This is a genomic window from Neorhizobium fuzhouense, assembly GCF_042611105.1.
Taxonomy (GTDB): domain Bacteria; phylum Pseudomonadota; class Alphaproteobacteria; order Rhizobiales; family Rhizobiaceae; genus Neorhizobium; species Neorhizobium galegae_A.
This window is the reverse complement of sequence record NZ_JBHFFP010000003.1, coordinates 70,266-95,298: the sequence shown is the minus strand read 5'-3', so window position 1 is coordinate 95,298 and position 25,033 is coordinate 70,266. Positions and strand designations below refer to the sequence as shown.

20 protein-coding genes and 1 tRNA gene are annotated in these 25,033 nt (G+C 62.2%); 11 read left to right on the top strand and 10 right to left on the bottom strand.

Going from position 1 to position 25,033, the window contains the following annotated elements:
- Positions 1–7: 7 nt before the first annotated feature.
- The gene (locus ACEXP3_RS07365) at positions 8–3,349 is read right to left on the bottom strand and encodes a transglutaminase family protein (protein WP_377296666.1); all 3,342 of its coding nucleotides are present in this window, start codon (positions 3,347–3,349) and stop codon (positions 8–10) included.
- On the opposite strand from ACEXP3_RS07365, the gene ACEXP3_RS07360 reads away from it, so the two are divergent.
- On the top strand, positions 3,339–3,686 hold the full coding sequence (locus ACEXP3_RS07360; RefSeq protein WP_377296665.1) for a hypothetical protein: 348 nt from the start codon (positions 3,339–3,341) through the stop codon (positions 3,684–3,686). The two genes, ACEXP3_RS07365 and ACEXP3_RS07360, sit on opposite strands and share 11 nt — an antisense overlap.
- A gap of 38 nt (positions 3,687–3,724) precedes the next feature.
- On the opposite strand, the gene ACEXP3_RS07355 is transcribed toward ACEXP3_RS07360, so the two are convergent.
- The gene (locus tag ACEXP3_RS07355; RefSeq protein WP_210105562.1) at positions 3,725–3,928 is read right to left on the bottom strand and encodes a DUF2735 domain-containing protein; all 204 of its coding nucleotides are present in this window, start codon (positions 3,926–3,928) and stop codon (positions 3,725–3,727) included.
- 433 nt (positions 3,929–4,361) lie between these two features.
- On the opposite strand from ACEXP3_RS07355, the gene ACEXP3_RS07350 reads away from it, so the two are divergent.
- A complete protein-coding gene (locus ACEXP3_RS07350) occupies positions 4,362–5,402 on the top strand; it encodes a glutamine synthetase beta-grasp domain-containing protein (protein ID WP_377296898.1) in 1,041 nt (346 codons plus the stop codon).
- 119 nt (positions 5,403–5,521) lie between these two features.
- Here ACEXP3_RS07350 and ACEXP3_RS07345 read toward each other — a convergent pair whose 3' ends face one another.
- Positions 5,522–7,312, bottom strand: coding sequence for a chloride channel protein (locus ACEXP3_RS07345; protein ID WP_377296663.1), 1,791 nt, complete (start codon positions 7,310–7,312; stop codon positions 5,522–5,524).
- A gap of 314 nt (positions 7,313–7,626) precedes the next feature.
- On the opposite strand from ACEXP3_RS07345, the gene ACEXP3_RS07340 reads away from it, so the two are divergent.
- Positions 7,627–7,956 carry a GCG_CRPN prefix-to-repeats domain-containing protein gene (locus ACEXP3_RS07340; protein WP_377296662.1) on the top strand — a complete coding sequence of 110 codons (330 nt, stop codon included), beginning with the start codon at positions 7,627–7,629 and terminating at the stop codon, positions 7,954–7,956.
- 111 nt (positions 7,957–8,067) lie between these two features.
- Here the strand turns inward: ACEXP3_RS07340 and ACEXP3_RS07335 are convergent, their stop codons facing one another.
- The 4 genes from ACEXP3_RS07335 to cpdR1 all read right to left on the bottom strand — a co-directional run bounded on the left by ACEXP3_RS07335 (position 8,068) and on the right by cpdR1 (position 10,179).
- Positions 8,068–8,718 (bottom strand): hypothetical protein, encoded by a 651-nt coding sequence (locus tag ACEXP3_RS07335; RefSeq protein ID WP_377296661.1) that lies wholly within the window; start codon positions 8,716–8,718, stop codon positions 8,068–8,070.
- A gap of 265 nt (positions 8,719–8,983) precedes the next feature.
- The gene (locus ACEXP3_RS07330) at positions 8,984–9,361 is read right to left on the bottom strand and encodes a PH domain-containing protein (protein WP_377296660.1); all 378 of its coding nucleotides are present in this window, start codon (positions 9,359–9,361) and stop codon (positions 8,984–8,986) included.
- Between the two features lie 275 nt (positions 9,362–9,636).
- A tRNA-Val gene (locus tag ACEXP3_RS07325) sits at positions 9,637–9,711 on the bottom strand.
- A gap of 105 nt (positions 9,712–9,816) precedes the next feature.
- Positions 9,817–10,179 (bottom strand): response regulator CpdR1, encoded by a 363-nt coding sequence (cpdR1, locus tag ACEXP3_RS07320; RefSeq protein ID WP_210105567.1) that lies wholly within the window; start codon positions 10,177–10,179, stop codon positions 9,817–9,819.
- A 178-nt stretch (positions 10,180–10,357) separates the two neighbouring features.
- On the opposite strand from cpdR1, the gene ACEXP3_RS07315 reads away from it, so the two are divergent.
- Positions 10,358–11,242, top strand: a complete 885-nt coding sequence (locus tag ACEXP3_RS07315; protein WP_210105666.1) for an N-formylglutamate amidohydrolase — start codon at positions 10,358–10,360, stop codon at positions 11,240–11,242.
- Positions 11,243–11,542: 300 nt separating this feature from the next.
- Entirely contained in the window at positions 11,543–12,313 is a 771-nt protein-coding gene (gene hisN / locus ACEXP3_RS07310) for a histidinol-phosphatase (RefSeq protein ID WP_377296659.1), read from the top strand.
- A gap of 9 nt (positions 12,314–12,322) precedes the next feature.
- Here the strand turns inward: hisN and ACEXP3_RS07305 are convergent, their stop codons facing one another.
- Positions 12,323–13,291: an alpha/beta fold hydrolase gene (locus ACEXP3_RS07305; protein WP_377296658.1), complete on the bottom strand. Its 969-nt coding sequence runs from the start codon at positions 13,289–13,291 to the stop codon at positions 12,323–12,325.
- A gap of 485 nt (positions 13,292–13,776) precedes the next feature.
- On the opposite strand from ACEXP3_RS07305, the gene ACEXP3_RS07300 reads away from it, so the two are divergent.
- Complete coding sequence (locus ACEXP3_RS07300) at positions 13,777–14,259, top strand: Hsp20 family protein (protein ID WP_377296657.1); 483 nt, start codon at positions 13,777–13,779, stop codon at positions 14,257–14,259.
- A 93-nt stretch (positions 14,260–14,352) separates the two neighbouring features.
- Here the strand turns inward: ACEXP3_RS07300 and ACEXP3_RS07295 are convergent, their stop codons facing one another.
- Positions 14,353–15,351, bottom strand: a complete 999-nt coding sequence (locus ACEXP3_RS07295) for a bile acid:sodium symporter family protein (RefSeq protein ID WP_377296656.1) — start codon at positions 15,349–15,351, stop codon at positions 14,353–14,355.
- 91 nt (positions 15,352–15,442) lie between these two features.
- Between ACEXP3_RS07295 and ACEXP3_RS07290 the strand changes: the two genes are divergently transcribed.
- Positions 15,443–16,303, top strand: a complete 861-nt coding sequence (locus ACEXP3_RS07290) for a LysR family transcriptional regulator (protein ID WP_377296655.1) — start codon at positions 15,443–15,445, stop codon at positions 16,301–16,303.
- Between the two features lie 19 nt (positions 16,304–16,322).
- Here ACEXP3_RS07290 and ACEXP3_RS07285 read toward each other — a convergent pair whose 3' ends face one another.
- Complete coding sequence (locus ACEXP3_RS07285; RefSeq protein WP_377296654.1) at positions 16,323–17,375, bottom strand: threonine aldolase family protein; 1,053 nt, start codon at positions 17,373–17,375, stop codon at positions 16,323–16,325.
- A gap of 530 nt (positions 17,376–17,905) precedes the next feature.
- Between ACEXP3_RS07285 and gltB the strand changes: the two genes are divergently transcribed.
- From gltB to ACEXP3_RS07265, 4 genes are all read left to right on the top strand, one after another.
- Positions 17,906–22,570 (top strand): glutamate synthase large subunit, encoded by a 4,665-nt coding sequence (gltB, locus tag ACEXP3_RS07280; RefSeq protein WP_377296897.1) that lies wholly within the window; start codon positions 17,906–17,908, stop codon positions 22,568–22,570.
- Positions 22,571–22,622: 52 nt separating this feature from the next.
- Complete coding sequence (locus ACEXP3_RS07275; RefSeq protein ID WP_377296653.1) at positions 22,623–22,862, top strand: hypothetical protein; 240 nt, start codon at positions 22,623–22,625, stop codon at positions 22,860–22,862.
- 39 nt (positions 22,863–22,901) lie between these two features.
- On the top strand, positions 22,902–24,356 hold the full coding sequence (locus ACEXP3_RS07270) for a glutamate synthase subunit beta (RefSeq protein WP_377296652.1): 1,455 nt from the start codon (positions 22,902–22,904) through the stop codon (positions 24,354–24,356).
- Positions 24,357–24,445: 89 nt separating this feature from the next.
- On the top strand, positions 24,446–25,030 hold the full coding sequence (locus ACEXP3_RS07265; RefSeq protein ID WP_377296651.1) for a nucleoside 2-deoxyribosyltransferase: 585 nt from the start codon (positions 24,446–24,448) through the stop codon (positions 25,028–25,030).
- The last annotated feature ends 3 nt before the right edge of the window (positions 25,031–25,033 follow it).

Here is a 25,033-nt window from a genome sequence, read left to right as displayed (position 1 = left end):
TCCCACATCACACTCCTATCGGCCGACGCATGTCGAGCGTCAGCGGAAATTCCGGCGAGACTCGCTCCGGCGCCACGTCGTAACGGCCAGCCGTATGCCCCCATGGCTCGAAGCGCGCAAGCCTGCGGGCCTCCGCCTCGTTGCCATTGACGGGGAAAGTCTCGTAATTGCGCCCGCCGGGATGCGCCACGTGGTAGACGCAGCCGCCGATCGAGCGGCTGGACCAGGTGTCGTAGATATCGAAGGTGAGCGGCGTGTTGACCGGCAGGACCGGATGCAGGCCGGCTGCCGGCTGCCAGGCCTTGAAGCGCACGCCGGCAACCGACACGCCGGAACGGCCGGTTGCGGCAAGCGGCACGGCGCGGCCGTTGCAGGTGACGCGGTAGCGCTCCGGATTGTCCGTCTGCAGCTTGACCTGCAGGCGCTCGACCGAGGAATCCACATAGCGCACGGTGCCGCCGATGGCCCCCTGTTCGCCCATCACGTGCCACGGTTCCAGCGCCTGGCGCAGTTCCAGCTTCACGCCCTCGTATTCCACCTCGCCGAAGAAGGGGAAACGGAATTCCAGCTGTGCGGCAAACCATTCGGGGCGGAAGTCGAAACCATGTTCCCGAAGGTCTGCAAGCACGTCCATGAAATCGGCCCAGACGTAGTGCGGCAGCATGAAGCGGTCGGCAAGCGCCGTTCCCCAGCGCACGAAGGAGCCTTGCAGCGGGTTTTTCCAGAAGCGGGCAATCAGCGCGCGCACCAGCAACTGCTGGGCAAGCGACATGCGCGCATTCGGCGGCATTTCGAAACCACGGAATTCCACAAGCCCAAGCCGTCCCGTCGGTCCATCCGGCGAAAACAGCTTGTCGATGCAGATTTCCGACCGGTGGGTATTGCCGGTGACGTCGGTCAGGAGGTTGCGGAACAGGCGGTCCACCAGCCAGGGCAGGGGCGGCAGGCCTTCGCCCGGCGCCGGCACCTGGGCCAGCGCGATTTCCAGCTCGTAGAGGCTGTCGTGGCGCGCCTCGTCGATGCGCGGCGCCTGGCTGGTCGGGCCGATGAACAGGCCGGAGAACAGGTAGGAGAGCGCCGGATGGCGCTGCCAGTGCAGGACCAGGCTTTTCAACAGGTCCGGCCGGCGCAGGAACGGGCTGTCATTTGGATTGGCGCCGCCGACCACCACATGGTTGCCGCCGCCGGTGCCGGTATGGCGCCCGTCGATCATGAACTTGTCGGCGCCGAGCCGGCTCTGGCGGGCTTCCTCATAGATGGCGGTCGTGATGTCGACGCAGTCCTGCCAGCTGGAGGCCGGGTGGATGTTGACCTCGATGACGCCCGGATCGGGCGCGACGCGAATGACGTTCAGCCGCTCGTCGTGCGGCGGCGCATAGCCTTCAATGTGGACGGCAAGGCCAAGCTGGGTTGCAGCGCGTTCGGCAGACGCGATCAGATCGAGATATTCCTCGATGCTGACGGTCGGCGGCATGAACACGCAGAGCCGCCCGTCGCGCGCTTCCACGCTGATGGCCGTGCGCACGAAACCGATGATTTCCTCGCTCACCCGCTGCTGCGGCTGCGAATTTTCGGCCGTCGGCTCGAAATGCGCTGCCGAAAGCTTGCGCTCCTTGATCTGGGAAGCGGCTGGCTCCTCATGGAAATCCGGCAGCGGCGTGCGCTCGATCGTCGGGTCCATCGGGTTGATATAGGGGTATTGCGACGGCGGGATATAGGGCAGCGAGTTGAGCGGCAGGCGGTAGCCGACGGGGCTGTCGCCGGGCACCAGAAAGATGCGGCCGCGGCGCGTGCGCCATTTTTCGCTCACCCAGCGCATGCCGCTTGCCCGGCTGTTCCAGGCCTGCACGGGCAGCACATAGCCGGACGGCCTTGTAAGCCCGCGCTCGAACACGCGCGCCAGGCGGTTGCGCTCTTCCGGGTCCTTCAGCTTGGAATTGGCCGGATCGACATTGTCGGGAAGGTTTGCCTCCCGCAAAATCCATTCGCCCGGATCCTCGAAGGCCGGCACCACCATGTCGGGCGTAATGTCCAGTTCGCCGGCAATGGCGGTCAGCAAACGCCCGGCATCCGCTTCGGTGACCTTGTAGTCCTCGCCTTCCTCCGCAATCAGGCTGGCATCGCGCCAGATCGGCTTTTCGTCGCGGCGCCAGTAGAGCGAAAAGGTCCAGCGCGGCAGGCTTTCGCCCGGATACCACTTGCCCTGGCCGTAATGCAGGAAGCCGCCCGGCGCAAAACGTTCTCGCAGCTTGCGGATGAGGATATCGGCCTTGTCGCGCTTGGTCGGCCCGACGGCTGCCGTATTCCACTCGTCCGACTGGAAATCGTCGATCGACACGAAAGTCGGCTCGCCGCCCATGGTGAGCCGCACGTCTTCGGTGGCCAGCACCTTGTCCACCTTGCGGCCCAAGGCATCGAGCGCCTGCCAGCTTTCCTCGGAAAACGGTTTTGTGATGCGCGGATGCTCGGCCACGCGCGTCACGCGCATGTCGAATTCGAAAGAGGTTTCAGCCTCGCCGAAATAACCGCCGGAAATCGGCGCGGCGTTGCGATAATGCGGGGTGGCGGCCAGCGGGATATGGCTTTCGCCGGTGAGAAGCCCCGACGTCGGATCGAGCCCGATCCAGCCGGCGCCCGGCAGATAGACTTCCGCCCAGGCATGCAGGTCGGTGAAATCCACCTCCGTGCCGGACGGGCCGTCGAGCGCCTTCAGGTCCGGCGTCAGCTGGATCAGGTAGCCGGAAACGAAACGGGCGGCAAAGCCCAGGTGGCGCAGCACCTGCACGAGAAGCCAGCTGGTATCGCGGCACGATCCGCGCGCCGTCTGCAGCGTCTGCTCGGGCGTCTGGACGCCGGGTTCCATGCGGATGACATAGCCGATATCGCGTTGCAGGCGCGCGTTGAGGCCGACCACCATGTCGACGGTCGGTTGGTCCGGCGACCAGTCCACCGTCTTCATGAACGCCGACAGCAGCGGCCCGGGCTCTTCCGGCTTGCGATAGATCGACAGATCTTCGATGAGATCCTGCGGATAATCGAAGGGCCAACGGGTGGCTTCCTCCTCCACGAAGAAGTCGAACGGATTGTAGACCGTCATGTCGGCGACGAGATCCACCTCGATCTTCAGTTCCGTCACCGGTTCCGGGAAGACGTAGCGGGCAAGGTAATTGCCGTAAGGGTCCTGTTGCAGGTTCACGAAATGGTTCGACGGCGAGACTTTCAGCGAATGGCTGATGACGCGCGTTCTGGAATGCGCGGCCGGCTTCAGTCGAATGATCTGCGGCCCAAGGCGAACGGGCCTGTCATATTTGTAATGAGTCAGGTGATAGATACTGGCCTTGATCGACATGGAACTCCTTGTCGGGTTCCCTCAAATGGACCCGGCGCGCATGAAGGCCCAGAGTTTGTGCAATGCAGGAGAAGAAAGCAAGGCGCTTCCACGCATATCCGGAAAAGTGCGACGGCATGCGCAAGCAGACCGGAAGGTGATCCGGACAAGAGCGGTGTGGAGGGCGACATTTTACCATGATGCGGCGGCGAAATCTGTCGCTCGTTCTGCGGAAGAGCTTGATTTTCTGCCCTTTTATGTTTCGGGCTGCCGCAATATGAGGCGCGTGTTCCAGGCTGAGAGGCGGCTTGCAGCCGCCGCACCTCCCCAATTGCCCATTGAGGAGGCTTTAGCCTAATATTTGCGCTGTTCTGCCTGTCTTGTGTGCAGATGCGCTCACGCGTGCGGCTTGACGGGCTTGTCGGATCCGCTGATCGCTTCTTCGTGATACCAGCTCCCGCCAAAGGCGAGGTCGGTATGACGCACCACTTCTGCCTGCTTCTGAACCTCGACACGCGGTGCGCGCTCGCGCAGCCGGCGGATGCCGCCAGCGGGGAAGGGGATGATCTGCGCAGTGGTGGGTTCGATTGCGGTGGCCATGGTCTTATCCTTCGTTCATTCTTCCATTCCAGGAGGCTTATTTGCCTAAATTTCGATCACGATGCATTCTTTTGCATCTTTTTGGTGGTCTAATTTTATGCATTATGCCCAGAATCTACGCATTTGGCAACTGCGATAAGTGAGGGCTAAGGAATGAGGGGGCGTGGGTGGAGCCGTGCTTGGCGATCCTCCCCCCTCAACACACGAAGCCTCATCCGGTTCCCTCCAAGCGGTGTTGAGGGCGCTACGTGATGGCAGTCACCGCCGCGGGCTGGACTGTCGGATGCGGTGAGAAATGGGCAGCGCTAGCGGCTCTGCTTCCAACTGGCACGCATTATGCATTTCCACTGGCAGTCCCGGCGGTGGCGCCCATGATGCGGTGCCCTGGCGCGGGATGTGCTCACACCTCGCAGCATAGAAACGAGAGATGACTATGACGAAATACAAGCTCGAGTATATTTGGCTCGATGGTTACAAGCCGGTCGCCAATCTTCGCGGCAAGACGCAGATCAAGGAATTCGACGAATTCCCGACGCTTGAGCAGCTGCCGCTCTGGGGTTTTGACGGCTCGTCCACCATGCAGGCCGAAGGTCATAGCTCCGATTGCGTCCTGAAGCCCGTCGCCATCTATCCCGATCCGGCCCGCACCAATGGTGCGCTGGTCATGTGCGAAGTCATGATGCCCGATGGCGTCACGCCGCATCCGTCCAACAGCCGCGCCACGATCCTCGACGACGAAGGCGCCTGGTTCGGCTTCGAACAGGAATATTTCTTCTACGAAAACGGCCGCCCGCTCGGCTTCCCGGAACAGGGCTACCCGGCTCCGCAGGGCCCGTACTACACCGGCGTCGGCTTCAAGAACGTCGGTTCGGTTGCCCGCGAAATCGTTGAAGAGCACCTGGATCTCTGCCTTGCTGCCGGCATCAACCACGAAGGCATCAATGCCGAAGTGGCCAAGGGCCAGTGGGAATTCCAGATTTTCGGCAAGGGCTCCAAGAAGGCCGCCGACCAGATCTGGATCGCACGCTACCTGCTGCTGCGTCTTTGCGAACAGTACGGCATCGATGTCGAGTTCCATTGCAAGCCGCTCGGCGACACCGACTGGAACGGTTCGGGCATGCATTGCAACTTCTCCACCACCTTCATGCGCGAAGTTGGCGGCAAGGAGTACTTCGAAGCGCTCATGGCAGCGTTCGCGAAGAACTGGAAGGAGCACATCGACGTTTACGGTCCGGACAACCATCTGCGCCTGACCGGCAAGCACGAGACGGCTCCGTGGAACAAGTTCTCCTACGGCGTTGCTGACCGTGGTGCCTCGATCCGCGTTCCGCACTCCTTCGTCAAGAACGACTACCGCGGCTACCTCGAAGACCGCCGCCCGAACTCGCAGGGCGACCCCTACCAGATCGCCTCCATCGTTCTGAAGACGATTGCCGAAGTGCCGACGGCTGACTACGCCAAGAGCGCTGCATAAGCCTTCTTACCCAAGACTTTTCATGACGAACGGGCACCGGAGCAATCCGGTGCCTTTTTTATTTGCGCTGCGGCAGGGGGCGCAACTCAGGGAGCGCGGTGCGTGATGGGGCGGAGGTGTCAGACTTCGCCCACAGCCTCGCGGCGGCGCCGATCCAGTTCTTCGCTGTAGCGGCGCAGCGTATGAGCTTCGCTGAGCTGGCCGACTACCCGCCGGTCGATCAGGTTGCTGATCACCGGCAGCGCTTCGGCACGGGCATGGTCAAAAATTTCGGCGGCCTGCTTGGCGTTCATCTGCGGCAGCAGGAAATCGTTCTGGTGGCTGACGAAATCGGCAAGCTGCGTGCGCGGCCGGGCGGTTTCCGCCTCTTCGGCATAGATGTCGGGCAGGGAAATCATGCCTGCATAGCGGTCCTGGTCGTCGAGCAGGATGACGCGCTTGGCCGAGCCCAGCGGAAAGGCCTCGCGAAACTCCGCGAGCGGCACGCCAAGCTTTGCGCATTTCACATCGGCGCGCATCAGCTTTTCGACGGTGAGGTTTCGGATCCAGCCGACATCATGGGCACTGCGGATGCTCTCCCCGCGCAGGTGAAAACGCCAGGTGGCAAAGGAATAGCCGAAGGTGGTGCGCACCACGAGCGACGAGGTGATGACGGCGGCCAGAACCAGCGCGGTGATTGGAAAGTCGGCGGTGATTTCAAGCGCCAGAAACGTCATGGTGAGCGGCCCGCCGATGATGGCAACGGCAAGCGAGCTCATGCCGACCACCGCAAGCACGGTCGGTGTCAGCGTGCCCGTGGTGATGAAATCGGCCGGCGTGCCGAAAATCTTGCCGATCAGCGAGCCCATGAACAGCGAAGCGAAGAACAGGCCGCCGCGGAACCCCGAGCCGATCGACACCGCGGAGGCGAGCGATTTCAGCAGCAGGATGCCGATGAGGATCTTGGCCGGCGCCTCGCTGTCGAGGTTGAGATGCAGCGCGCCGTGGCCGGCAGACAGAACCTGTGGCGTGATCATGGCGAGAAGCCCGACGACGATGCCGCCGAGCGCCGGGCGCACATAAGGCGGCAGCGAGCTTTTACGCGCCAGTTCCTCGACAAAGGCGACGCCCTGCATGATGAGAATGCCGACACCGGCGCAGATGGCTCCGAGCACGATGGCCGGAACGTAATCGGCCGGGGTGATGACGCCAATCTCCCCCACCTCGATGATGAAACTGTTGCCGGAAAAGGCCCGCGCCGCAAAGGTTGCGATAATGGCGGCGACGACGACGGGAGCAAGCGCCACCATGCTGTAGGTGCCGATGATCAGTTCGAAGGCATAAAAAGCGCCGGTCAGCGGCGCGTTGAAGGCGGCGGCAATGGCGCCGGCCGCCCCGCAGCCGACGAGGATGCGCATATCCTCGCGGCGCAGGTTGAGCTTGGTGCCGAGCTTCGAGGCAAGGCCTGCCGAAAGCTGCGTATAGCCTGCCTCCAGCCCCACCGAGGCGCCGAAGCCGTTGGAGATGAGGTTCTGGCCGGCAACGATGATGCTGTCGGTGAGCGAGATGCGTCCGCCATAGAGCGCGTTGGCCTCGATCGGGTCGACGATGGCGCGCTTGCGCCGTCGGGCGAGGATATAGAGCACCAGCCCGAGCAGAATGCCGCCGATAATCGGCGCCACCAGCACCACCAGCTGGTTTTCGATGGTGGACGAACTCAGCCAGTCGTCGATGGTGATGCCGAAAATCAGGCTGTGCAGGCTGCGCGACAGGAAGCTCATGCCGCTGACGGCGGTTCCCGCCGCAAGGCCGATCAGCACCGCGGCGAGTACCAGGCCGATCTCACTGCCGCGGGCAAAGGCCTTTTTCTTGGCAAGCTTGATCCAGGTCTGGCCCAGTCGCAGCGGTGAGGCAATGGAGAGCGTCTTCATCGGGCAGCACGCCCTCCTGATGGGCTTGTCGGTCGCACGGCAAACGGTTTTCCGCGGCCAGGTCCTTTGCGCCTCCCGTCTTGGCTCTTCAGGCCACAGGCAGGGACAGATGTCGCGGTTGATGTCATAGCTAGGCAATTTTCGTCGAATTCGAGGCGGTGAAAGCAGAAATTTCCAGAATATTTTGTCGATCCTGCAAAATTTTGCCCGGGTGCCGGTCTTGAAAAGCCTCTGGCGGATGAACGGACGATTCAGCCGACATTCAGCTGTCGCGCTCAATTCTGTCCCCGTCGCTTGACACGAGGTACACGACCATGAAGTCTTTTTTCCTTGCCGCAGCCCTGACCCTTGCTGGCGCTGGCGCCAGTCTTGCCCAGCCCGTACCCCGCGCATTCAGCCCGGAGGCGCCGCAGGTCGCGCCATCGCGCCTCATCCAGCAGGTGGATTATGCCTGCGGGCCCGGGTGGCGTTTGAACCGCTGGGGTGATTGCGTGCCGCGTCGCGGGCCGCCGCCGCGGCGCTATTATCGCCCGCCACCGCCCGATTGGGGCTGGGGCCCGCCGCCGCCGCGTTACCGTCCGCCACCGCATTACAGCCATTGGGGCCCGCCCCGGGGAGACTGGGGTCCGCCGCCGCGCTGGTAGGCCGCGCGTCGGAACGGTCATCCGGTCTGGTATGTGACGTGAAGCAAGAAGGCGGGTCCTCGAGGGGCCCGCCTTTTGTGCTGCCTGATTGTAGAACCTGGAAGGGGTTGCTCAGCGCGATGCGCTCTGGCGCAGCAGGCGGCAGAGGTTGACGAGCGCCGCATCATAGCTTTGCGAGCTGATCGTGGCGCAACGCACCATCATCTGCCGGCGTTCGTCGCCCGACATGTTGCGCAGTGTCTGCATCTGCGCCGGCGTCAGGCTGCCGGGGTTACCGGGATTGCCGGGGTTGCCAGTGCCGGGATTGCTGCCGGGACCGCCAGGAATGCCGCCGGGCGAGGTGCCGCCGATGCCGACATTGGCGCCCACGCCGACACCGCGTCCGCCGCCGACACCAAGGCCGACATCGGCATTGACGCCGCGGCTGCCGCCGATGGAGGCCGTGGCGCCGGCATCGATGCCGCGGCCGCCGCCGACATTGGCATTCGCGTCGGCGTTCACGCCATTGGCTCCGCCGACCGACGCATTCACGTCCGCGCCCGCAACGCTTCCTCCTCCCACATTGGCGTCAGCACCCGCATTGATGCCGGAACTGCCGCCGATGGACGCATCGGCACCGACCCCCAGCCCGTTGCTGGTGTTGACATCGACGCCGGCGCTGATGCCGCCCACTGATACACCAATATCCTGGGCGAAAGCCTGATACGGTATAGGGCTAGCAAAGGCTGCTGTTACCAGCAGTACATTCATGAATTTCTGCATGTTCTCCTCCACGTGGTAGACTGTACGGAAGAACAACCACGAGAGGGGCAGGAGGTTTCAGGCCGAAAAGCTGTTAACGAAAATGTGAAGAGGTATTCGCAAGCAACACCGAAGCACACCCACCTGTGGCTTGAGACGGCTGCAGGCTTGCGCTTGGCGCAAGCAAGAGGAGGCATTGCCCATTCATCGGGGCGGAGCACGGCGCTTGTTGCACTGCCTATGCTTCATGCTTGGCAATAATGGCTCTGGTCTTCGCGCCGATGCGCTAGCGGCAGACGCCGGTTGCCAGCGCGCGCTGAATGCCGCGCACATCGCTGCCCTTGCCGAGCGTGCGTTCGATCGGCGTGGCGCTTCCCGAAACCCAGATCTTCAAGTCCGAATCGAGATCGAAGGTCCCGGCGGTTTCCACGGCAAAGCGCGTGATGGCCCGGTAGGGCACGCTGGTATAGCTCACCTTGCTGCCCGTCATGCCCTGGATATCGACGAGGATCAGCCGGTGCTGGGTGAAGACAAAAAAATCGCGCACGATGCGGAAGGCGAGCTGCGGCGCCTCGCCGTCGATCAGCACGCCATCGAGGCGCTTGTTAAGATCGGCTGGATCGACTTTCGATCCGTGACCCATCAGGCTGTCGAAAAGTCCCATCGTCTTTCTCCCATGGCTGGTGTTGTCCACAGGGAGATAGGGGGCGCCTCGGGGAATTCATCCCCGACCGGTTTTGGCTGAGCTTCACTCGTGTCGAGGCTGTGGATAAGTTGCGGACGCCGGCGCGCAAGGGGTGGCATCAGAGGCCGTCGCGGCGGCTTTCGTCATCGGCACGGCAAGCCTTTGAAAGAGGGCAGGTGACGCGCAAAATCTGTCGCCAGAGCCCTAAAACGGAAAAATCCGCCGAAGCGGATTTCTCAACGTTTAGAATGGAATGGTGGGCGTGACAGGGATTGAACCTGTGACCCCTACGATGTCAACGTAGTGCTCTCCCGCTGAGCTACACGCCCTTCCGTGACGCGGCATAGACCATAACAGGCTCGGCCCGTCAACCGCTTTTTTCACCGGTCGTGACTGTTTTTTGACAGTCGCTTCCGGAAGCCCGGAATCCCGGCTCAGGCAGCCAGAAGCTTGTTCACTTCGTCCACCAGATCGCGCAGGTGGAAGGGCTTGGAAAGCACCTTGGCGTCCTTGGGGGCCTTCGAATCGGAATTCAGCGCCACGGCAGCAAAGCCGGTGATGAACATGACCTTGAGGTCAGGATCGAGTTCGGTGGCGCGGCGTGCCAGTTCGATGCCGTCCATTTCGGGCATGACGATATCGGTCAGCAGCAGCGAAAAGGGCTCTTCGCGCAGCCGGTCATAGGCGCTTGCGCCATTGTCGAAGGACGCCACCTTGTAGCCGGCCTTTTCCAGCGCCTTCACCAGGAAACGGCGCATATCGTTATCATCTTCGGCGAGAAGGATTTTTTGCATCATCAGGACCGTTTGTGGTTTCTCATGGTTCGAAAGGATCCGCACCCTACGCAGCCGCAGTAAAAAACCTGTGAATGCGCAAGGCGGCAACGCCCGCGGCAGTGGGTGTAGATAGTATGGACTTCACAGCGGGCAACTGGCAACATGGCGGTTAAGACAAGTTCACGGCATGGTAAAGGGCATGGATTGGGTGACGGGCGATTTTGACCCCTTCGAGGTGCGCGAGCCTGACACGCAGATCATTCCCTTCGTGTTCAACTCTCCCCATAGCGGGCGCCAGTATCCGGCAGAATTTCTCAAGGCATCGCGTCTCGACCAGATCGGCATCCGCCGGTCGGAGGATCACTATGTCGATGAGTTGTTTGCCGATGCCACGGCCCTCGGCGCGCCCTTTCTGGTGGCCAATTTTCCCCGTGCATATCTCGATGTGAACCGCGAGCCCTATGAGCTTGATCCGCGCATGTTTGACGGCGCGCTGCCGTCCTACGCCAATATCGGCTCGATGCGGGTCGCCGGCGGGCTCGGCACCGTGCCGCGCATCGTGGCGGAGAACATGGAGATTTATGCGCGCAGGCTCTCGGTGGACGAGGCCCTGTCGCGGATCGAGACGATCTACAAGCCTTACCATGCCTGCCTGCGGCGCCTGATTGCGCGCACCCATGCCCGTTTCGGTCTCGCCATCCTCATCGATTGCCATTCCATGCCGGGAACCATCCGGGTTGCCGGCTCGAATGTGCGCCCGGACTTCATCATCGGCGATCGCTACGGCACCAGCGCTTCCGCCGACCTGTCGCGGGCCGCGCTGCATTTCCTGGAAGACATGGGATTTCACGCCGTGCGCAACAAGCCCTATGCGGGCGGATTTATCACCGAGCATTACGGACGCCCCGTGCGGGGCCTGCACGCGCTCCAGATCGAGGTCAATCGCGCGCTCTATGTCGATGAGGTCACGCTGCAGCGGCGGCCGGATTTTGACCTGATTGCCGGTGCACTCTCCACCTTCATGCGCCAGATGGTGGAATTTTCCGTCGGCTTCAGTGCCGACATGGCGCTCGCCGCGGAATAGCGGCCCCTCCTGTATTTTATCCTGCGTGCAATGTGGTTGGCGCTCTCGCGCCTGCATGCGGCCGTGTGCAGGTCAAAAAAAACCGCGCCTACGGGCGCGGCTAAGTCTAGGGAGGAAACACCCAAGGAGGGTATTTACAGTCAAAAGACTGCGATCACGACGTTACGAAAGCTATGCTCATTTGTCAAGCAATTATTGCCTGTGATTAAACTTGAGGCATAGAGCATTTTGCAGGATCGGCTTGCCCCGGTCGACCGATCGGGTAGAAAGACAGGCACCCTCTCAAGCACGGGATATTTCATGTTGCCTGATCGCGCTTTCTTCGATGCCCTGGCCGATGCCGCCCGCCAACAGACCCTGCCGCGTTTTCGCACCGGCACCCTGGTTGCCAACAAGCTGGCGGGCGGGTTCGATCCGGTCACGGAGGCCGACCGCGCCGCCGAAACCGCCATTCGCGATCTCGTCACCGCCCGCTTCCCCGACCATGGGATTCTCGGCGAGGAGCATGAATCCATAGGCCTGGACCGCGAGCATGTCTGGGTGATCGATCCGATCGACGGAACCCGCGCCTTCATCTCGGGCCTTCCGTCCTGGGGTACACTGATCGGTCTTTATGCCGGGGGCCGGGCCGTGATGGGGATGATGGACCAGCCGTTTACCGGCGAGCGCTATTATGCCGATGGCACGGCCGCCTGGTATCGCGGTCCCGACGGCGAGCGGCAGATCCGCACGCGCGATTGCGGCACGCTCGCAAACGCAACGCTGTTCACCACCTCGCCGCATATCTTCGAAGACGACGCCCTGGCGCGATACAAGGCGGTGGAAGACAAGGTGCAGCTGTTCCGCTATGGCCTTGATTGCTATGCCTATGTGCTGCTTGCCGCAGGCCATGTCGATCTCGTCATCGAAAACAACCTGAAGCCCTATGATGTCGGGGCCCTGATCCCGATCATCGAGCAGGCCGGTGGCATTGTCACCACTTGGGAGGGCGGACGGCCCGAAGCGGGCGGCAGCATCATCGCGGCAGGAAGCCGCGCCGTTTACGACGAGGCGATCGCCTATCTGAAGTGATCGGACGCGTCAGGCGGCGGGCTCGGAAAAATCCGGAATCGGCTCGCTGCCCGGCATGAATGCCTCCAGGGCGGCAAGTGCCTGGACGCGAAAAATATCGCGCTCCTGGAAGATTTCATGGCGCGCACCGGTGATGGTGACCAGCTGTCCGGCGCGGAAATTGCGCGAGAGCCGCTCTTGCGCCAGATAGGGCACGACCCCATCCAGCATCGGGGCGAGCAGCAGCGTCGGAATGGTGATTTTCGTCAGATGCGTCTGGGAGGAGACGCGGGCAGCGGTCTTCAGCGTCTCGTGCAGCCAGCGTGCCGTGGGTGCGCCGATGGTCAGGTCCGGCCGTGCGGCGATGATCTCTGCATTGCGCAGGAAGCGCTGCCGATCCGATGTGAGCGGGTTGCCCTCGAACGGGCGCTGGCTGCGGTCGGCGCCGAGCGATGTGGCGCCAAGCCCGAGGGTGGAGAGCAGCCGCGACAGCCGCCGGATCCAGGGTTCGGGCAGCGATTGCCCGGTCAGCGCCACATAGGGCGCCGCCAGCGCCATGCGGTCGATGCGGTTCTGCAGGCGAGGGGCCGCCGAAAGCGCAATCAGCGCGCCGGTGGAATGGGCGACCAGAAAGAAGGGCAGGCGCGCATCCGGCAGAACGATCTTTTCGAGAAACAGCTCCAGATCGCGCTCGTAATCGGCAAAGCGGCGCACATGGCCCTTGCGGGGATCATCAAGCAGCCGGTCTGATCCGCCCTGGCCGCGCAGATCATAGGTCGCCACCCACAGGCCCTTTGCGTTGAGGTCGCGGATCGTTTCGAAATATTTCTCGATGAATTCGTTGCGACCCTGAACGAGGACGACAGTGCCGCGCGCCGGCGACAGATGGGAGCGAAACAGGCTGTAGCGCAGCCGCGTGCCGCGATGGCCCTCAAAATAGCCGGCGACATGATTGTCGGGAACCGGATTGCCGGGCGTGGAAAAGAGGATGTCATCCATCGGCTTGCCGTCCTTCCTGTGCAACGTATGCCGCGGGAAACACGGCAGACGTCGTCTGTCTGCTTCGACCGGCCAATGTCTGCTGGCGCAAAGCACCGGACCGTCTCGCTGGTGCAAGGGTTAGGATCTTGGCGCGCAGGCGTCAAAGAAAAAAGCCGGAGCCGGATTGCCGGCCCCGACCAAATGACACTGAAGAGAAGGGACGTGGCTTCAGTGGCCGGCGGCAGGCCGTCCGGTTGTCGCCTTTCTGGCAGAGGGTGCCTGAACGGTGGCGGAACCGTCCGTTCACCCGCCGTTCAGCCGCAGATCCCGGCAGATGAGGTGACCTCGCTTTTTTTGCAGCCAAAAGGTCTTGAAGCGGAAATTTAGAGCTCCCATCTGTCTGTCACGGACGCCGAAAGGGTCCGTAACCAAAAGGTGGCACAGCCAGAACGGGGTGCCGCCGTGAGACTGAACTTCGCAAACGTCGCTTCAAGGAGGACATCATGCGTCACGTCGATTTTTCGCCGCTCTATCGCTCCACCGTCGGTTTCGACCGGCTTTTTTCCATGCTCGATGGCGCAAGCCATCCCGAGCAGGCCCAGACCTATCCCCCCTACAACATCGAACGCACCGGTGAGACCACCTACCGCATTACCATGGCGGTGGCCGGCTTCGATGAAACCGAACTCAGCATCGAGGCCCATGCCCATGTGCTGACCGTGAAGGGTGAAAAGTCCGAGGAAGACAGTGCCGGCAAGAGCGAATACCTCTATCGCGGCATCGCCAAGCGCGCCTTCGAGCGCCGCTTCCAGCTGGCAGACCATGTGGAAGTGCAGGCCGCCTCGCTGAAGAACGGCCTTCTCCACATCGATCTTCTGCGCAATATTCCGGAAACCCTGAAGCCGCGCCGCATCGCGATTGCCGCGGATGTGGTGGAAACGCCAAAGACCATCGAAGCCCAGGTGGCTCCGCAACAGGTCAACTGACGCGCATCAGCGTTCCGGCTGCAGACGGCCTCTCCCTGACGGGAGGGGCCTTTTTTCTGTGGGCAAGGCGGTGTTAATGACCGCCTGCCTTTGTCAGATCTTGGAGGGCTCAACCGCCATGGGCACGGCAGAGGCGGCACGCTTTGCTGCATATTTCTGCGCAAGCACCGCGCAGACCATCAGCTGGATCTGGTGGAACAGCATCAGCGGCAGAACGATGGCGCCGATGCTCTGGCCCGCGAAGATGGCGCCTGCCATCGGCACGCCGGAGGCAAGGCTCTTCTTCGATCCGCAGAAGGTGATGGTGATCTCGTCTTCCTTGTTGAAGCCGAGAAGCCGGCTGCCGAACATGGTGATCGCCAGCACGAGCGCCAGCAGCAGCGCATCCAGAACCAGCACGACGCCGATATCGCGGATGGAAAACGTCTGCCACAAACCTTCGTTGACCGATTCGGAAAAGGCGAGATAGACGACCATCAGGATCGAGCCGCGGTCGACCGGCATCAACAGCTTCTTGCGGCCGCGGATCCATTTGCCGATCCACGGCTCCAGGATCTGGCCGAGGATGAACGGGGCAAGAAGCTGCAGAAGAATGGTCTCCAGCGCATCCAGAGAGAAGCCGGAACTGCCGTTTGTCGTCATCAACAGGCCAACCAGCAGCGGCGTCAGGAACATGCCGAAGAGGTTGGAGGCCGACGCCGAGCAGATCGCGGCCGGCACATTGCCGCCGGCAATCGAGGTGAAGGCGATGGACGACTGCACGGTGGAGGGCAGCACGCACAGGAACAGGATGCCGATGTAAAGCTCAGGCTTCAGGATCTCGCCGGGAATATAGCCGGCAGCAAGGCCGAGCAGCGGAAAGATCGCGTAGGTGACGGCAAGAATGGTCAGGTGCAGGCGCCAGTGCAAGACGCCAGCAATCACCACGTCACGCGACAGCCGCGCGCCATGGAGAAAGAACAGAAGCGCGATGGCACAATCCGTCGCAATGCCGAAATAGTCGGCGAAGGCGCCCTTGGCGGGGAGGAAGGAGGCGATGATGACCGTCGTCACCAGCATCAGGGTGAAGCGATCGGGAAGAAAGCGGCTCATGGGCAGGCATCCTAACGTGGCAGGCAGGATTTACCCTTCACCCATCATGATGCAAGATGCAAACACTAACAGTTATCACGGATTGCAATAAATGCTGAACCTCACTCACCTGTCGAGCTTCGTCATGTTGCAGCAGACCGGCAGTTTTACAGCGGCGGCCGAGCGGCTGGGGATTGGCCAGCCGACGCTCACCCAGCACATCCAGCGCCTGGAACGGTCGCTCGGGCGCCAGCTGATCGACCGCACAACGCATCATGTGCGGCTGACGGCAGAAGGCGAAGCGCTCATCGGCTATGCGCGCGGCATGCTGGATCTGAACGGCCGTGCCCTGTCGCTGTTTTCGGAAAACCGCCTGCGCGGTCGCCTGCGGCTCGGGGTATCGGAGGATGTGGTGGCAAGCCGCCTGACCGGCGTTCTGGAGGATTTCATCCGGCTTTATCCGCTGGTCGATCTGGAGCTGACGGTGGCGCTCAGTGCGACGCTTACCCAGATGCAGGATGTCGGCGATCTGGATCTGGTGCTGGCCAAGCGCCATATCGGCGAAACCCATGGTCGGCTGCTCTACCGCGAACCGCTCATCTGGCTGGCGCGCGATCCGGATCTGGTGCGTCTGCAGGAGGATAAGCCGCTGCCGCTCATCGCCTTTCCGCCGCTCAGCATCACCCGCAAGGCCGCGCAGGATGCGCTGGACCGGGCAAAAATTCCGTGGCGGATCGTTTGCACCTGCGCAAGCCTCAGCGGGCTGACGGCGGCGGCGCGGGCCGGCATGGGCGTGCTGGTTCAGCCGCGCAGCATGGCGCCGGAGGGCCTTCGCGAAATTGCCGGCGCCCGTCTTCCGGTTCTGGAGGACGTGGAGTTCGTGCTGGTCGCCAGACGGGGCGCCGATCAGGCTCTGGTGGAGGCGCTGTCGAGCCTCATTACCTCGCAGATCGTGCCGCATCCGGCGCCCTGACCGATGGTCCGGTGCTGTCTCAGCCTGCGGCGATCACATCCAGGAAGGCGTCGACATCCTCGGCTTCCGTTGCAAAGCTGGTGACGAGGCGGATGAGAACGGCGTCGTCCCCGACCGGTTCGGCCATGTCGTGCGGCTCCAGCCAGTCATAGAACTTGGCGCCCTTGGCTTCGGCGGCCTTGGCGGTGTCTTTCGGAATGACGGCAAACACCTCGTTCGCGCTGGTTTCCCAGGCAAGGCGGGCACTGTTGGATGCGGCAAGGCCGGCGCGCAGGCGGTCGGCCATGGCGTTGGCGTGACGGGCAAGATCCAGCCAGAGATCATCCTGCAGATAGGCTTCGAACTGGGCTGCGATGAAACGCGACTTGGAAAACAGCTGCGCCGAGCGCTTGCGGATGAACGGCAGTTCCTTGGCCATCTCCGGATTGAAGAACACGATGGCTTCGGCGCACCAGCAGCCGTTCTTGGTGCCGCCAAAGGACAGAACATCGACGCCACGCTTCCAGGTCATTTCAGCAGGCGTCGTGCCGATCTGTACCAGCGCATTGGCAAAGCGGGCGCCATCCATGTGCAGCGGCAGGCCGTTTGCCTTGGCCACGCGGGAAATCTCTTCGATTTCAGCCAGGGAATAGACGGTGCCGAACTCTGTCGCCTGCGTCATGGTGACGGCGGTGGCGCGGCCGTGATGGACGGCATCCTGCGGATAGCGGGCGATGCGGCTCGACAGGATTTTGGGATCCATCTTGCCGTTGCGGCCATCGACGGGCGACATGCGCATGCCGCTGAAAAAGTCCGGCGCGCCGCATTCATCCTCGATCACATGTGCTTCCGTATGACAGAAGGTGACGCCGCCGGGCTTGGCAAGGCTTGCGAGCGACAGCGAATTGGCCGCCGTGCCGGTGGCGACGAAAAATACCGAGACCTCGCGTTCAAAGATCTCGTTGAAACGCTGCTCGATGGCCTGATCGAGCGCGCTGGTGCCATAGGCGGCGGCAAAGCGGGTCGATTCCTTCATCAGCCGCTCGTTGATGGCGTGATGGGCGCCAGCCCAGTTATCCGAGGCAAAAAACATGAAATTGCAGACTTTCAAGACGTGTGGGGCAGCCGGGAAACGGCCGGCGGCGCCAGCCGCTCGACCCGGAGATTAGGCCGATATCTGCGAGGTTCAATAGGTTTTACCCGTCATCGGCGCCCGGACCTGTTTTGGAAGCAAGGAAAAAGATCATTTGCGCCATGCTGACGTAATTTTGTTGCGTCCTTGGCCGTTGTTCCCGACATTTTCAAGCAGAACGGGTGTCGGAATTTTATGGCGGGCACCTTGCGCGAACGCCAAATTTCTGTCATAGGAATTGAGAATTAGGGCAGTCTTCCTGTCCTAATTTGCCGAACGAGAGCGCAGAATTCCGTTAACCTTTGTTTTTAAAGGGTGGCTGTCTTCTGCGCTACGCGTGTGGCCTCTATGATTGTGCTGGCCCGCAGAGCGAGGTCCATCACCCTGGTCAACCCTGTCCGCTTGTGCGGCCTGTAGGAGGAAAGACGATGACGAAGGTTCATGCACCAGAAGGCTCTGCGGCCGGCTCGGACGAAGCCGTGAAAGCCGCCATGCCTTTCCGCCGCCTGTCCGCCTCCGGCCTGCCGCTGGCGCAGGGGCTTTACGATCCGCGCAACGAACATGATGCCTGCGGCGTCGGCTTCATCGCCCATATGAAGGGCCAGAAGTCGCACCAGATCGTCAAGGACGGCCTGTTCATCCTGGAAAACCTGACGCACCGCGGTGCCGTTGGTGCCGATCCGCTGATGGGCGATGGCGCCGGCATTCTGGTGCAGATTCCTGACCGCTTCTTCCGCGAAGAAATGGCAAAGCAGGGCGTCACCCTGCCGAAGGCCGGCGAATATGCCGTCGGCCACATCTTCATGCCAGCAGAGCCTGAGCAGATCGAACACTTCAAGAAGGTGATGATCGAGGTCATCGCCGAAGAAGGTCAGCAGTTCCTCGGCTTCCGCGATGTGCCCGTCGACAATTCCTCGCTGTCGAAGGCCCCGGATATTGCCGCGACCGAACCCTATCACTGTCAGGTTTTCATCGGCGCCGGCCGGGATGCAGCGACGAACCATGATTTCGAGCGCAAGCTGTTCTTGCTGCGCAAGGTGATTTCCAACCGTATCTACGATGCCTTCGGCGGCCAGGAGACCGGCTTCTATCCGGTGTCGCTGTCGTCCTCGACCATCGTCTACAAGGGCATGTTCCTCGCCTATCAGGTGGGCGCCTATTACAAGGATCTGTCCGATCCGCGTTTCGAAAGCGCGGTCGCCCTCGTGCACCAGCGCTTCTCCACCAACACCTTCCCGTCGTGGAAGCTGGCGCATCCGTACCGCATGGTCGCCCATAACGGCGAAATCAACACGCTGCGCGGCAACGTCAACTGGATGGCGGCGCGTCAGGCGTCCGTTTCCTCGCCCTTCTTCGGCGATGATATCTCCAAGCTCTGGCCGATCTCCTACGAAGGCCAGTCGGACACCGCCTGCTTCGACAACGCGCTGGAATTTCTCGTGCGCGGGGGCTATTCCATGGCCCATGCGGTGATGATGCTGATCCCGGAAGCCTGGGCGGGCAACCAGTCCATGAGCCCGGAGCGCAAGGCCTTCTACGAATACCATGCCGCCCTGATGGAGCCGTGGGACGGCCCGGCGGCCGTTGCGTTTACCGATGGCAAGCAGATCGGCGCGACGCTCGACCGTAACGGTCTGCGTCCGGCCCGCTATGTCGTCACCGACGACGACCGCGTGATCATGGCGTCCGAAGCCGGCGTTCTGCCGGTGCCGGAAGAAACCATCGTCAAGAAGTGGCGCCTGCAGCCGGGCAAGATGCTGCTCATCGACATGGAAAAGGGCCGCATCGTTTCCGACGAGGAAGTGAAGCTGGAGCTTGCCACGCAGCATCCCTATCGCACCTGGCTTGATCGCACCCAGTTGATCCTGGAAGAGCTGAAGCCCGTCGAGCCGCGTGCGCTGCGCCGCGACGTGTCGCTGCTCGACCGCCAGCAGGCCTTTGGCTACACCTCGGAAGACACCCGCATCCTGATGTCGCCGATGGCAACGACGGGCCAGGAAGCCATCGGCTCCATGGGCACCGATACCCCGATTTCGGCGATGTCGTTGAAGTCGAAGCTGCTTTACACCTATTTCAAGCAGAATTTCGCCCAGGTCACCAACCCGCCGATCGATCCGATCCGCGAGGAACTGGTGATGAGCCTCGTTTCCTTCATCGGTCCGCGTCCGAACATTCTCGATCACGAAGGGGCGGCAAAGGCCAAGCGCCTGGAAGTGCGCCAGCCGATCCTCACCAACGGCGATCTGGAAAAGATCCGCTCCATCGGCCACACGGAAGACCGCTTCGATACCAAGACGCTCGACTTCACCTATGACGTGGAGCGCGGCGCCGAAGGCATGCCGGAAATGCTGGATCGCCTCTGCGAGCGGGCGGAAGCGGCCGTCAAGGGCGGCTATAACATCATCGTGCTCTCGGACCGCCAGATCGGGCCGGATCGCATTGCGATCCCGGCGCTTCTCGCGACCGCTGCCGTGCACCATCACCTGATCCGCAAGGGGCTTCGCACCTCCGTCGGTCTCGTGGTGGAATCGGGCGAGCCGCGCGAGATCCATCATTTCTGCTGTCTCGCCGGTTTCGGCGCCGAAGCCATCAACCCCTATCTTGCCTTCGATACGCTGACCGACATGCATGCGCGCGGGGAATTCCCGAAGGAAGTCGATGCGAGCGAAGTGGTCTATCGCTACATCAAGGCCGTGGGTAAGGGCATCCTGAAGGTCATGTCCAAGATGGGCATTTCCACCTACCAGTCCTATTGCGGCGCGCAGATCTTTGACGCGATCGGCCTGTCGTCCGAGCTGGTGGAGAAGTATTTCTTCGGAACCGCCACCTCCATCGAAGGCGTCGGTCTCAATGAAATCGCCGAGGAGACCGTTGCCCGCCACCTGTCGGCCTTCGGCAAGGACCCGATTCTCGCCACCACGCTCGATATCGGCGGCGAATATGCCTACCGCATGCGCGGCGAAAGCCATGCCTGGACGCCGGATGCGGTCGCCTCGCTGCAGCATGCCGTACGCGGCAACAGCCAGGAGCGTTACCGCGAGTTTGCCGCCATGGTGAACGAGACGGCGCTGCGCATGAACACCATTCGCGGCCTCTTCAAGGTGAAGTCGGCGGCCGATATCGGCCGCACGCCGGTCTCCATCGACGCGGTGGAGCCGGCGGTGGACATCGTCAAGCGTTTCTCCACGGGCGCCATGTCCTTCGGCTCGATTTCTCGCGAGGCGCATACGACGCTGGCCATTGCCATGAACCGCATCGGCGGCAAGTCGAACACCGGCGAGGGCGGCGAGGAGAGCGATCGCTATCTGCCGCTTGCCAACGGCAACCAGAACCCTGAACGTTCCGCCATCAAGCAGATCGCCTCCGGCCGGTTTGGCGTGACCACGGAATATCTGGTCAATGCCGACATGCTGCAGATCAAGGTGGCGCAGGGTGCAAAGCCCGGCGAGGGCGGCCAATTGCCCGGCCACAAGGTGGATGCAACGGTTGCCAAGACCCGTCACTCCACGCCGGGCGTTGGCCTCATCTCGCCGCCGCCGCACCATGATATCTATTCGATCGAGGATCTGGCGCAGCTGATCTTCGACCTGAAGAACGTCAACCCGGCCGCCGATATTTCGGTGAAGCTCGTTTCGGAAGTGGGCGTCGGAACGGTGGCGGCAGGCGTGGCCAAGGCCCGCGCCGATCATATCACGGTGGCTGGCTTCGACGGCGGCACGGGCGCTTCGCCGCTCACCTCGCTGAAGCACGCCGGTTCGCCGTGGGAAATCGGCCTTGCCGAAACCCAGCAGACGCTGGTGCTGAACGGCCTTCGCTCACGCATCGCGCTGCAGGTGGATGGTGGTTTGAAGACCGGCCGTGACGTCATCATCGGCGCGCTTCTCGGTGCCGACGAGTTCGGCTTTGCCACCGCGCCGCTGATTGCCGCCGGCTGCATCATGATGCGCAAGTGCCATCTGAACACATGCCCCGTTGGCGTGGCGACCCAGGACCCGGTTCTGCGCAAGCGCTTCAAGGGCACGCCGGAACACGTCATCAACTACTTCTTCTTCGTCGCCGAAGAAGTGCGCGAAATGCTGGCGGCCCTCGGCTTCACGCGCCTGGACGAGATCATCGGCGCTTCGGAACTTCTGGAAAAGGACGAGATGATCGCCCACTGGAAGGCCAAGGGGCTCGATTTCTCAAACATCTTCCACAAGGTCGATGCACCGAAGGACGCAACCTTCTGGACCGAGCGCCAGAAGCACCCGATCGACGATGTGCTCGATCGCAAGCTGATCGAAAAGTCGCTTCCGGCGCTCGAAGCCAAGGAGCCGGTTGTCTTCGAAGTGCCGATCAAGAACGTCGACCGTTCCGCCGGTGCCATGCTGTCGGGTGCGCTGGCCAAGCGCTGGGGCCACAAGGGCCTGAAGGACGACACTATCCATGTCACGCTGCGTGGCACGGCAGGCCAGTCGTTTGGCGCCTTCCTTGCTCGCGGCATTACCTTTGATCTGGTGGGTGACGGCAACGACTATGTCGGCAAGGGTCTGTCTGGTGGCCGCATTATCGTGCGTCCGCCGGAAAATTCAAAGCTTGCCGCCGAGCATTCGATCATCGTCGGCAACACGGTGCTTTACGGCGCCATCACCGGCGAGTGCTATTTCCGCGGTGTGGCGGGCGAGCGTTTCGCGGTGCGCAACTCCGGTGCCATTGCCGTCGTCGAAGGCGTGGGCGACCACGGCTGCGAATACATGACGGGCGGCATCGTCGTCGTTCTGGGTGAAACCGGCCGCAACTTCGCAGCCGGCATGTCCGGCGGCGTGGCCTATGTTCTCGATGAAAGCGGCGATTTCGCCAAGCGCTGCAACATGGCCATGGTCGAACTCGAGCCGGTGCCGGAAGAAGACGACATGCTGGAGAAGCTCCACCATCATGGTGGCGACCTCATGCACAAGGGACGGGTGGACGTTTCCGAAGACATGACGCGCCACGACGAGGAACGTCTCTACCAGATGATTTCCAACCATCTCCACTACACGGGCTCCACCCGCGCCAAGGAGATCCTGGATCGCTGGACCGAGTACCGTCCGAAGTTCCGCAAGGTCATGCCGGTGGAATACCGTCGTGCGCTCGAGGAAATGGAACGCATGCGCATGGGCGTTGCGGCGGAATGATTGGTTTTCGGCGCCCTGTGGTAAGAGTTTGAACTCAATCCGGAGGGCGCCGATGGGACCGCAGACAAGAGAATGCGAAAGCAACATCACCAGAGAAGGGAATCGTCGTCTTATAGCACTTCCAGATGACTTCTTCCTTGAGGGGCAGAGGATCATCATTCGCCAGGAGAGGGACGGAACGATTACGATCCATCCGGCGGAAGCTGCGGCAATCGAGGCTATGAGTATTAAGTTCAATCCCTTCCCTGATTGGGATGACGATACTTCGGCAAAGACGACGACACATGGTTAGTAACGTGCTGCGCTAGCGGCGAAGATTGAGGGATGAAACATGGGCAAGGTTACGGGTTTCATGGAAATCGACCGGCAGGTGGCAAAGTACCAGCCGGCGTCGGACCGCATTCGCCATTTTCGCGAGTTCACGATCCCCATGTCTGAACCGGAAGTGCAAAAGCAGGCCGCGCGCTGCATGGACTGTGGCATTCCCTATTGCCATGGCCCGACCGGCTGCCCCGTTCATAACCAGATCCCTGACTGGAACGACCTCGTCTATAACAACAAGTGGGAGGAGGCGATCCGCAACCTCCACTCCACCAACAATTTCCCGGAATTCACCGGCCGCGTCTGCCCGGCGCCGTGCGAGGAAGCCTGCACGCTGAACCTCGAAGATGCGCCGGTCGCCATCAAGACGGTCGAGCAGGCGATTGCCGACAAGGCCTATGAGCTGGGCTTCATCGCGCCGCAGCCGGCCACCATTCATACCGGCAAGAAGGTCGCGATCATCGGTTCTGGCCCGGCGGGCCTCGCCGCTGCCCAGCAGCTCGGTCGCGCCGGCCATGACGTGCATGTTTACGAGCGCGAGAGCAAGCCCGGCGGGCTTCTGCGCTACGGCATTCCCGACTTCAAGATGGAGAAGAATTTCATCGATCGCCGCGTCGAGCAGATCAAGGGCGAGGGCGTCACCTTCCATTGTGGCGTCAATATCGGTGTCGATCTGCCGATGGAAAAGCTGCTGGCCGAGCATGATGCGGTCATCTATTGCGGCGGCTCGGAAACACCGCGTCCGGCCGGCATTCCGGGTGTCGACCTGCACGGCGTCTATGATGCCATGCCCTATCTCGTGCAGCAGAACCGCCGCGTCGGTCGCGAAAACATCGACAGCGTCGGCTGGCCGTCGGAACCGATCCTGGCGGGCGCCAAGCATGTCGTCGTCGTCGGCGGTGGCGATACGGCGTCCGACTGCGTTGGCACGGCCTTCCGCCAGGGCGCCGTGAAGGTCACCCAGCTCGACATCCGCCCCATGCCACCGGAAAAGGAAGACAAGCTTGCCGTCTGGCCGTTCTGGGCCACCAAGATGCGCACGTCCTCTTCGCAGGCCGAAGGCGCCAACCGCGAATTCCAGGTCGCAACGCTGGAATTCGTCGGCGAGGATGGACAGTTGACGGGCGTGCGCTGCTGCCAGGTGGACGAGCGCCGCAAGCCGATTGCCGGCACCGATTTCATCATCAAGGCTGACCTCGCCTTCATCGCCATCGGCTTCTCCGGCCCGGCCAAGGACGGCGTGCTGTCCGACATGGAGGGCAAGCTGGCGCTCAACGTCGATCGCCGCGGCTCGACCAACGTCATTGCCAACGAGCGCGATTACAAGACCTCCGTCGACAAGCTCTGGGCTGCCGGCGACGTGCGCCGCGGCCAGTCGCTGGTCGTCTGGGCGATCCGCGAAGGACGCCAGGTGGCACGTGCCGTCGACGAGGCGCTGATGGGCGCCTCGGTTCTGCCGGCCTGATCCATGTCCTGCCTGTCAGCCCGGTTCGCCGGGCTGACCTTTTAGACGTCCTTCTTTTTCACACTCGTTTATTGCCGGATACCGGTTTCATGACCTTGAAACTTTACCTCGCCGGGCCGGAGGTTTTCCTGCCCAATGCCCGCGACATGCTCGATGCCAAGGCCGCCATGGCCCGTGCCTACGGCTTTGAGCCGATCTGCCCGGGCGATGTGACGATCGAACCGGCGCCGACCCGCCACGCCTTCGGCCTCAAGATCAGCGGCGTCGACGAGGACATGATGAACCGTGCCGATGGCGTCATTGCCAATCTCACGCCGTTTCGCGGTATCGCGGCCGATGTCGGCACCGCCTTTGAGCTGGGCTATATGTGCGCGCAGGGCAAGCTCGTGGCCGCCTATACCAACATGACCGCCAACCATTTTGCCCGGACTCGGGATTTCTACGCCGGCGATATTCGCGAAGGGGCCGATGGGCGCAAGCGCGGTCCCGACGGCATGTCGCTTGAGGATTTCGACATGATCGAGAACCTCATGCTGCACGGAGGCATCGAGCGGCGCGGCGGGCATATCGCCATCCATGACGCCGCAGCCGATGCGCTCTACACGGACCTGACGGCTTTCGAGGAGTGCCTGGCGGTTCTGGCCGCAATACCGGCTGCCTTCGAACGGGCTTGAGGT

Coding starts and splice junctions, on each gene's coding strand:
- ACEXP3_RS07365 (WP_377296666.1), bottom strand. CDS start 3,349: ATGTCGATCAAGGCCAGTATCTATCACCTGACTCATTACAAATATGAC.
- ACEXP3_RS07355 (WP_210105562.1), bottom strand. CDS start 3,928: ATGGCCACCGCAATCGAACCCACCACTGCGCAGATCATCCCCTTCCCC.
- ACEXP3_RS07350 (WP_377296898.1), top strand. CDS start 4,362: ATGACGAAATACAAGCTCGAGTATATTTGGCTCGATGGTTACAAGCCG.
- ACEXP3_RS07345 (WP_377296663.1), bottom strand. CDS start 7,312: ATGAAGACGCTCTCCATTGCCTCACCGCTGCGACTGGGCCAGACCTGG.
- ACEXP3_RS07340 (WP_377296662.1), top strand. CDS start 7,627: ATGAAGTCTTTTTTCCTTGCCGCAGCCCTGACCCTTGCTGGCGCTGGC.
- ACEXP3_RS07335 (WP_377296661.1), bottom strand. CDS start 8,718: ATGCAGAAATTCATGAATGTACTGCTGGTAACAGCAGCCTTTGCTAGC.
- ACEXP3_RS07330 (WP_377296660.1), bottom strand. CDS start 9,361: ATGGGACTTTTCGACAGCCTGATGGGTCACGGATCGAAAGTCGATCCA.
- cpdR1 (WP_210105567.1), bottom strand. CDS start 10,179: ATGATGCAAAAAATCCTTCTCGCCGAAGATGATAACGATATGCGCCGT.
- ACEXP3_RS07315 (WP_210105666.1), top strand. CDS start 10,358: ATGGATTGGGTGACGGGCGATTTTGACCCCTTCGAGGTGCGCGAGCCT.
- hisN (WP_377296659.1), top strand. CDS start 11,543: ATGTTGCCTGATCGCGCTTTCTTCGATGCCCTGGCCGATGCCGCCCGC.
- ACEXP3_RS07305 (WP_377296658.1), bottom strand. CDS start 13,291: ATGGATGACATCCTCTTTTCCACGCCCGGCAATCCGGTTCCCGACAAT.
- ACEXP3_RS07300 (WP_377296657.1), top strand. CDS start 13,777: ATGCGTCACGTCGATTTTTCGCCGCTCTATCGCTCCACCGTCGGTTTC.
- ACEXP3_RS07295 (WP_377296656.1), bottom strand. CDS start 15,351: ATGAGCCGCTTTCTTCCCGATCGCTTCACCCTGATGCTGGTGACGACG.
- ACEXP3_RS07290 (WP_377296655.1), top strand. CDS start 15,443: ATGCTGAACCTCACTCACCTGTCGAGCTTCGTCATGTTGCAGCAGACC.
- ACEXP3_RS07285 (WP_377296654.1), bottom strand. CDS start 17,375: ATGTTTTTTGCCTCGGATAACTGGGCTGGCGCCCATCACGCCATCAAC.
- gltB (WP_377296897.1), top strand. CDS start 17,906: ATGCCTTTCCGCCGCCTGTCCGCCTCCGGCCTGCCGCTGGCGCAGGGG.
- ACEXP3_RS07275 (WP_377296653.1), top strand. CDS start 22,623: ATGGGACCGCAGACAAGAGAATGCGAAAGCAACATCACCAGAGAAGGG.
- ACEXP3_RS07270 (WP_377296652.1), top strand. CDS start 22,902: ATGGGCAAGGTTACGGGTTTCATGGAAATCGACCGGCAGGTGGCAAAG.
- ACEXP3_RS07265 (WP_377296651.1), top strand. CDS start 24,446: ATGACCTTGAAACTTTACCTCGCCGGGCCGGAGGTTTTCCTGCCCAAT.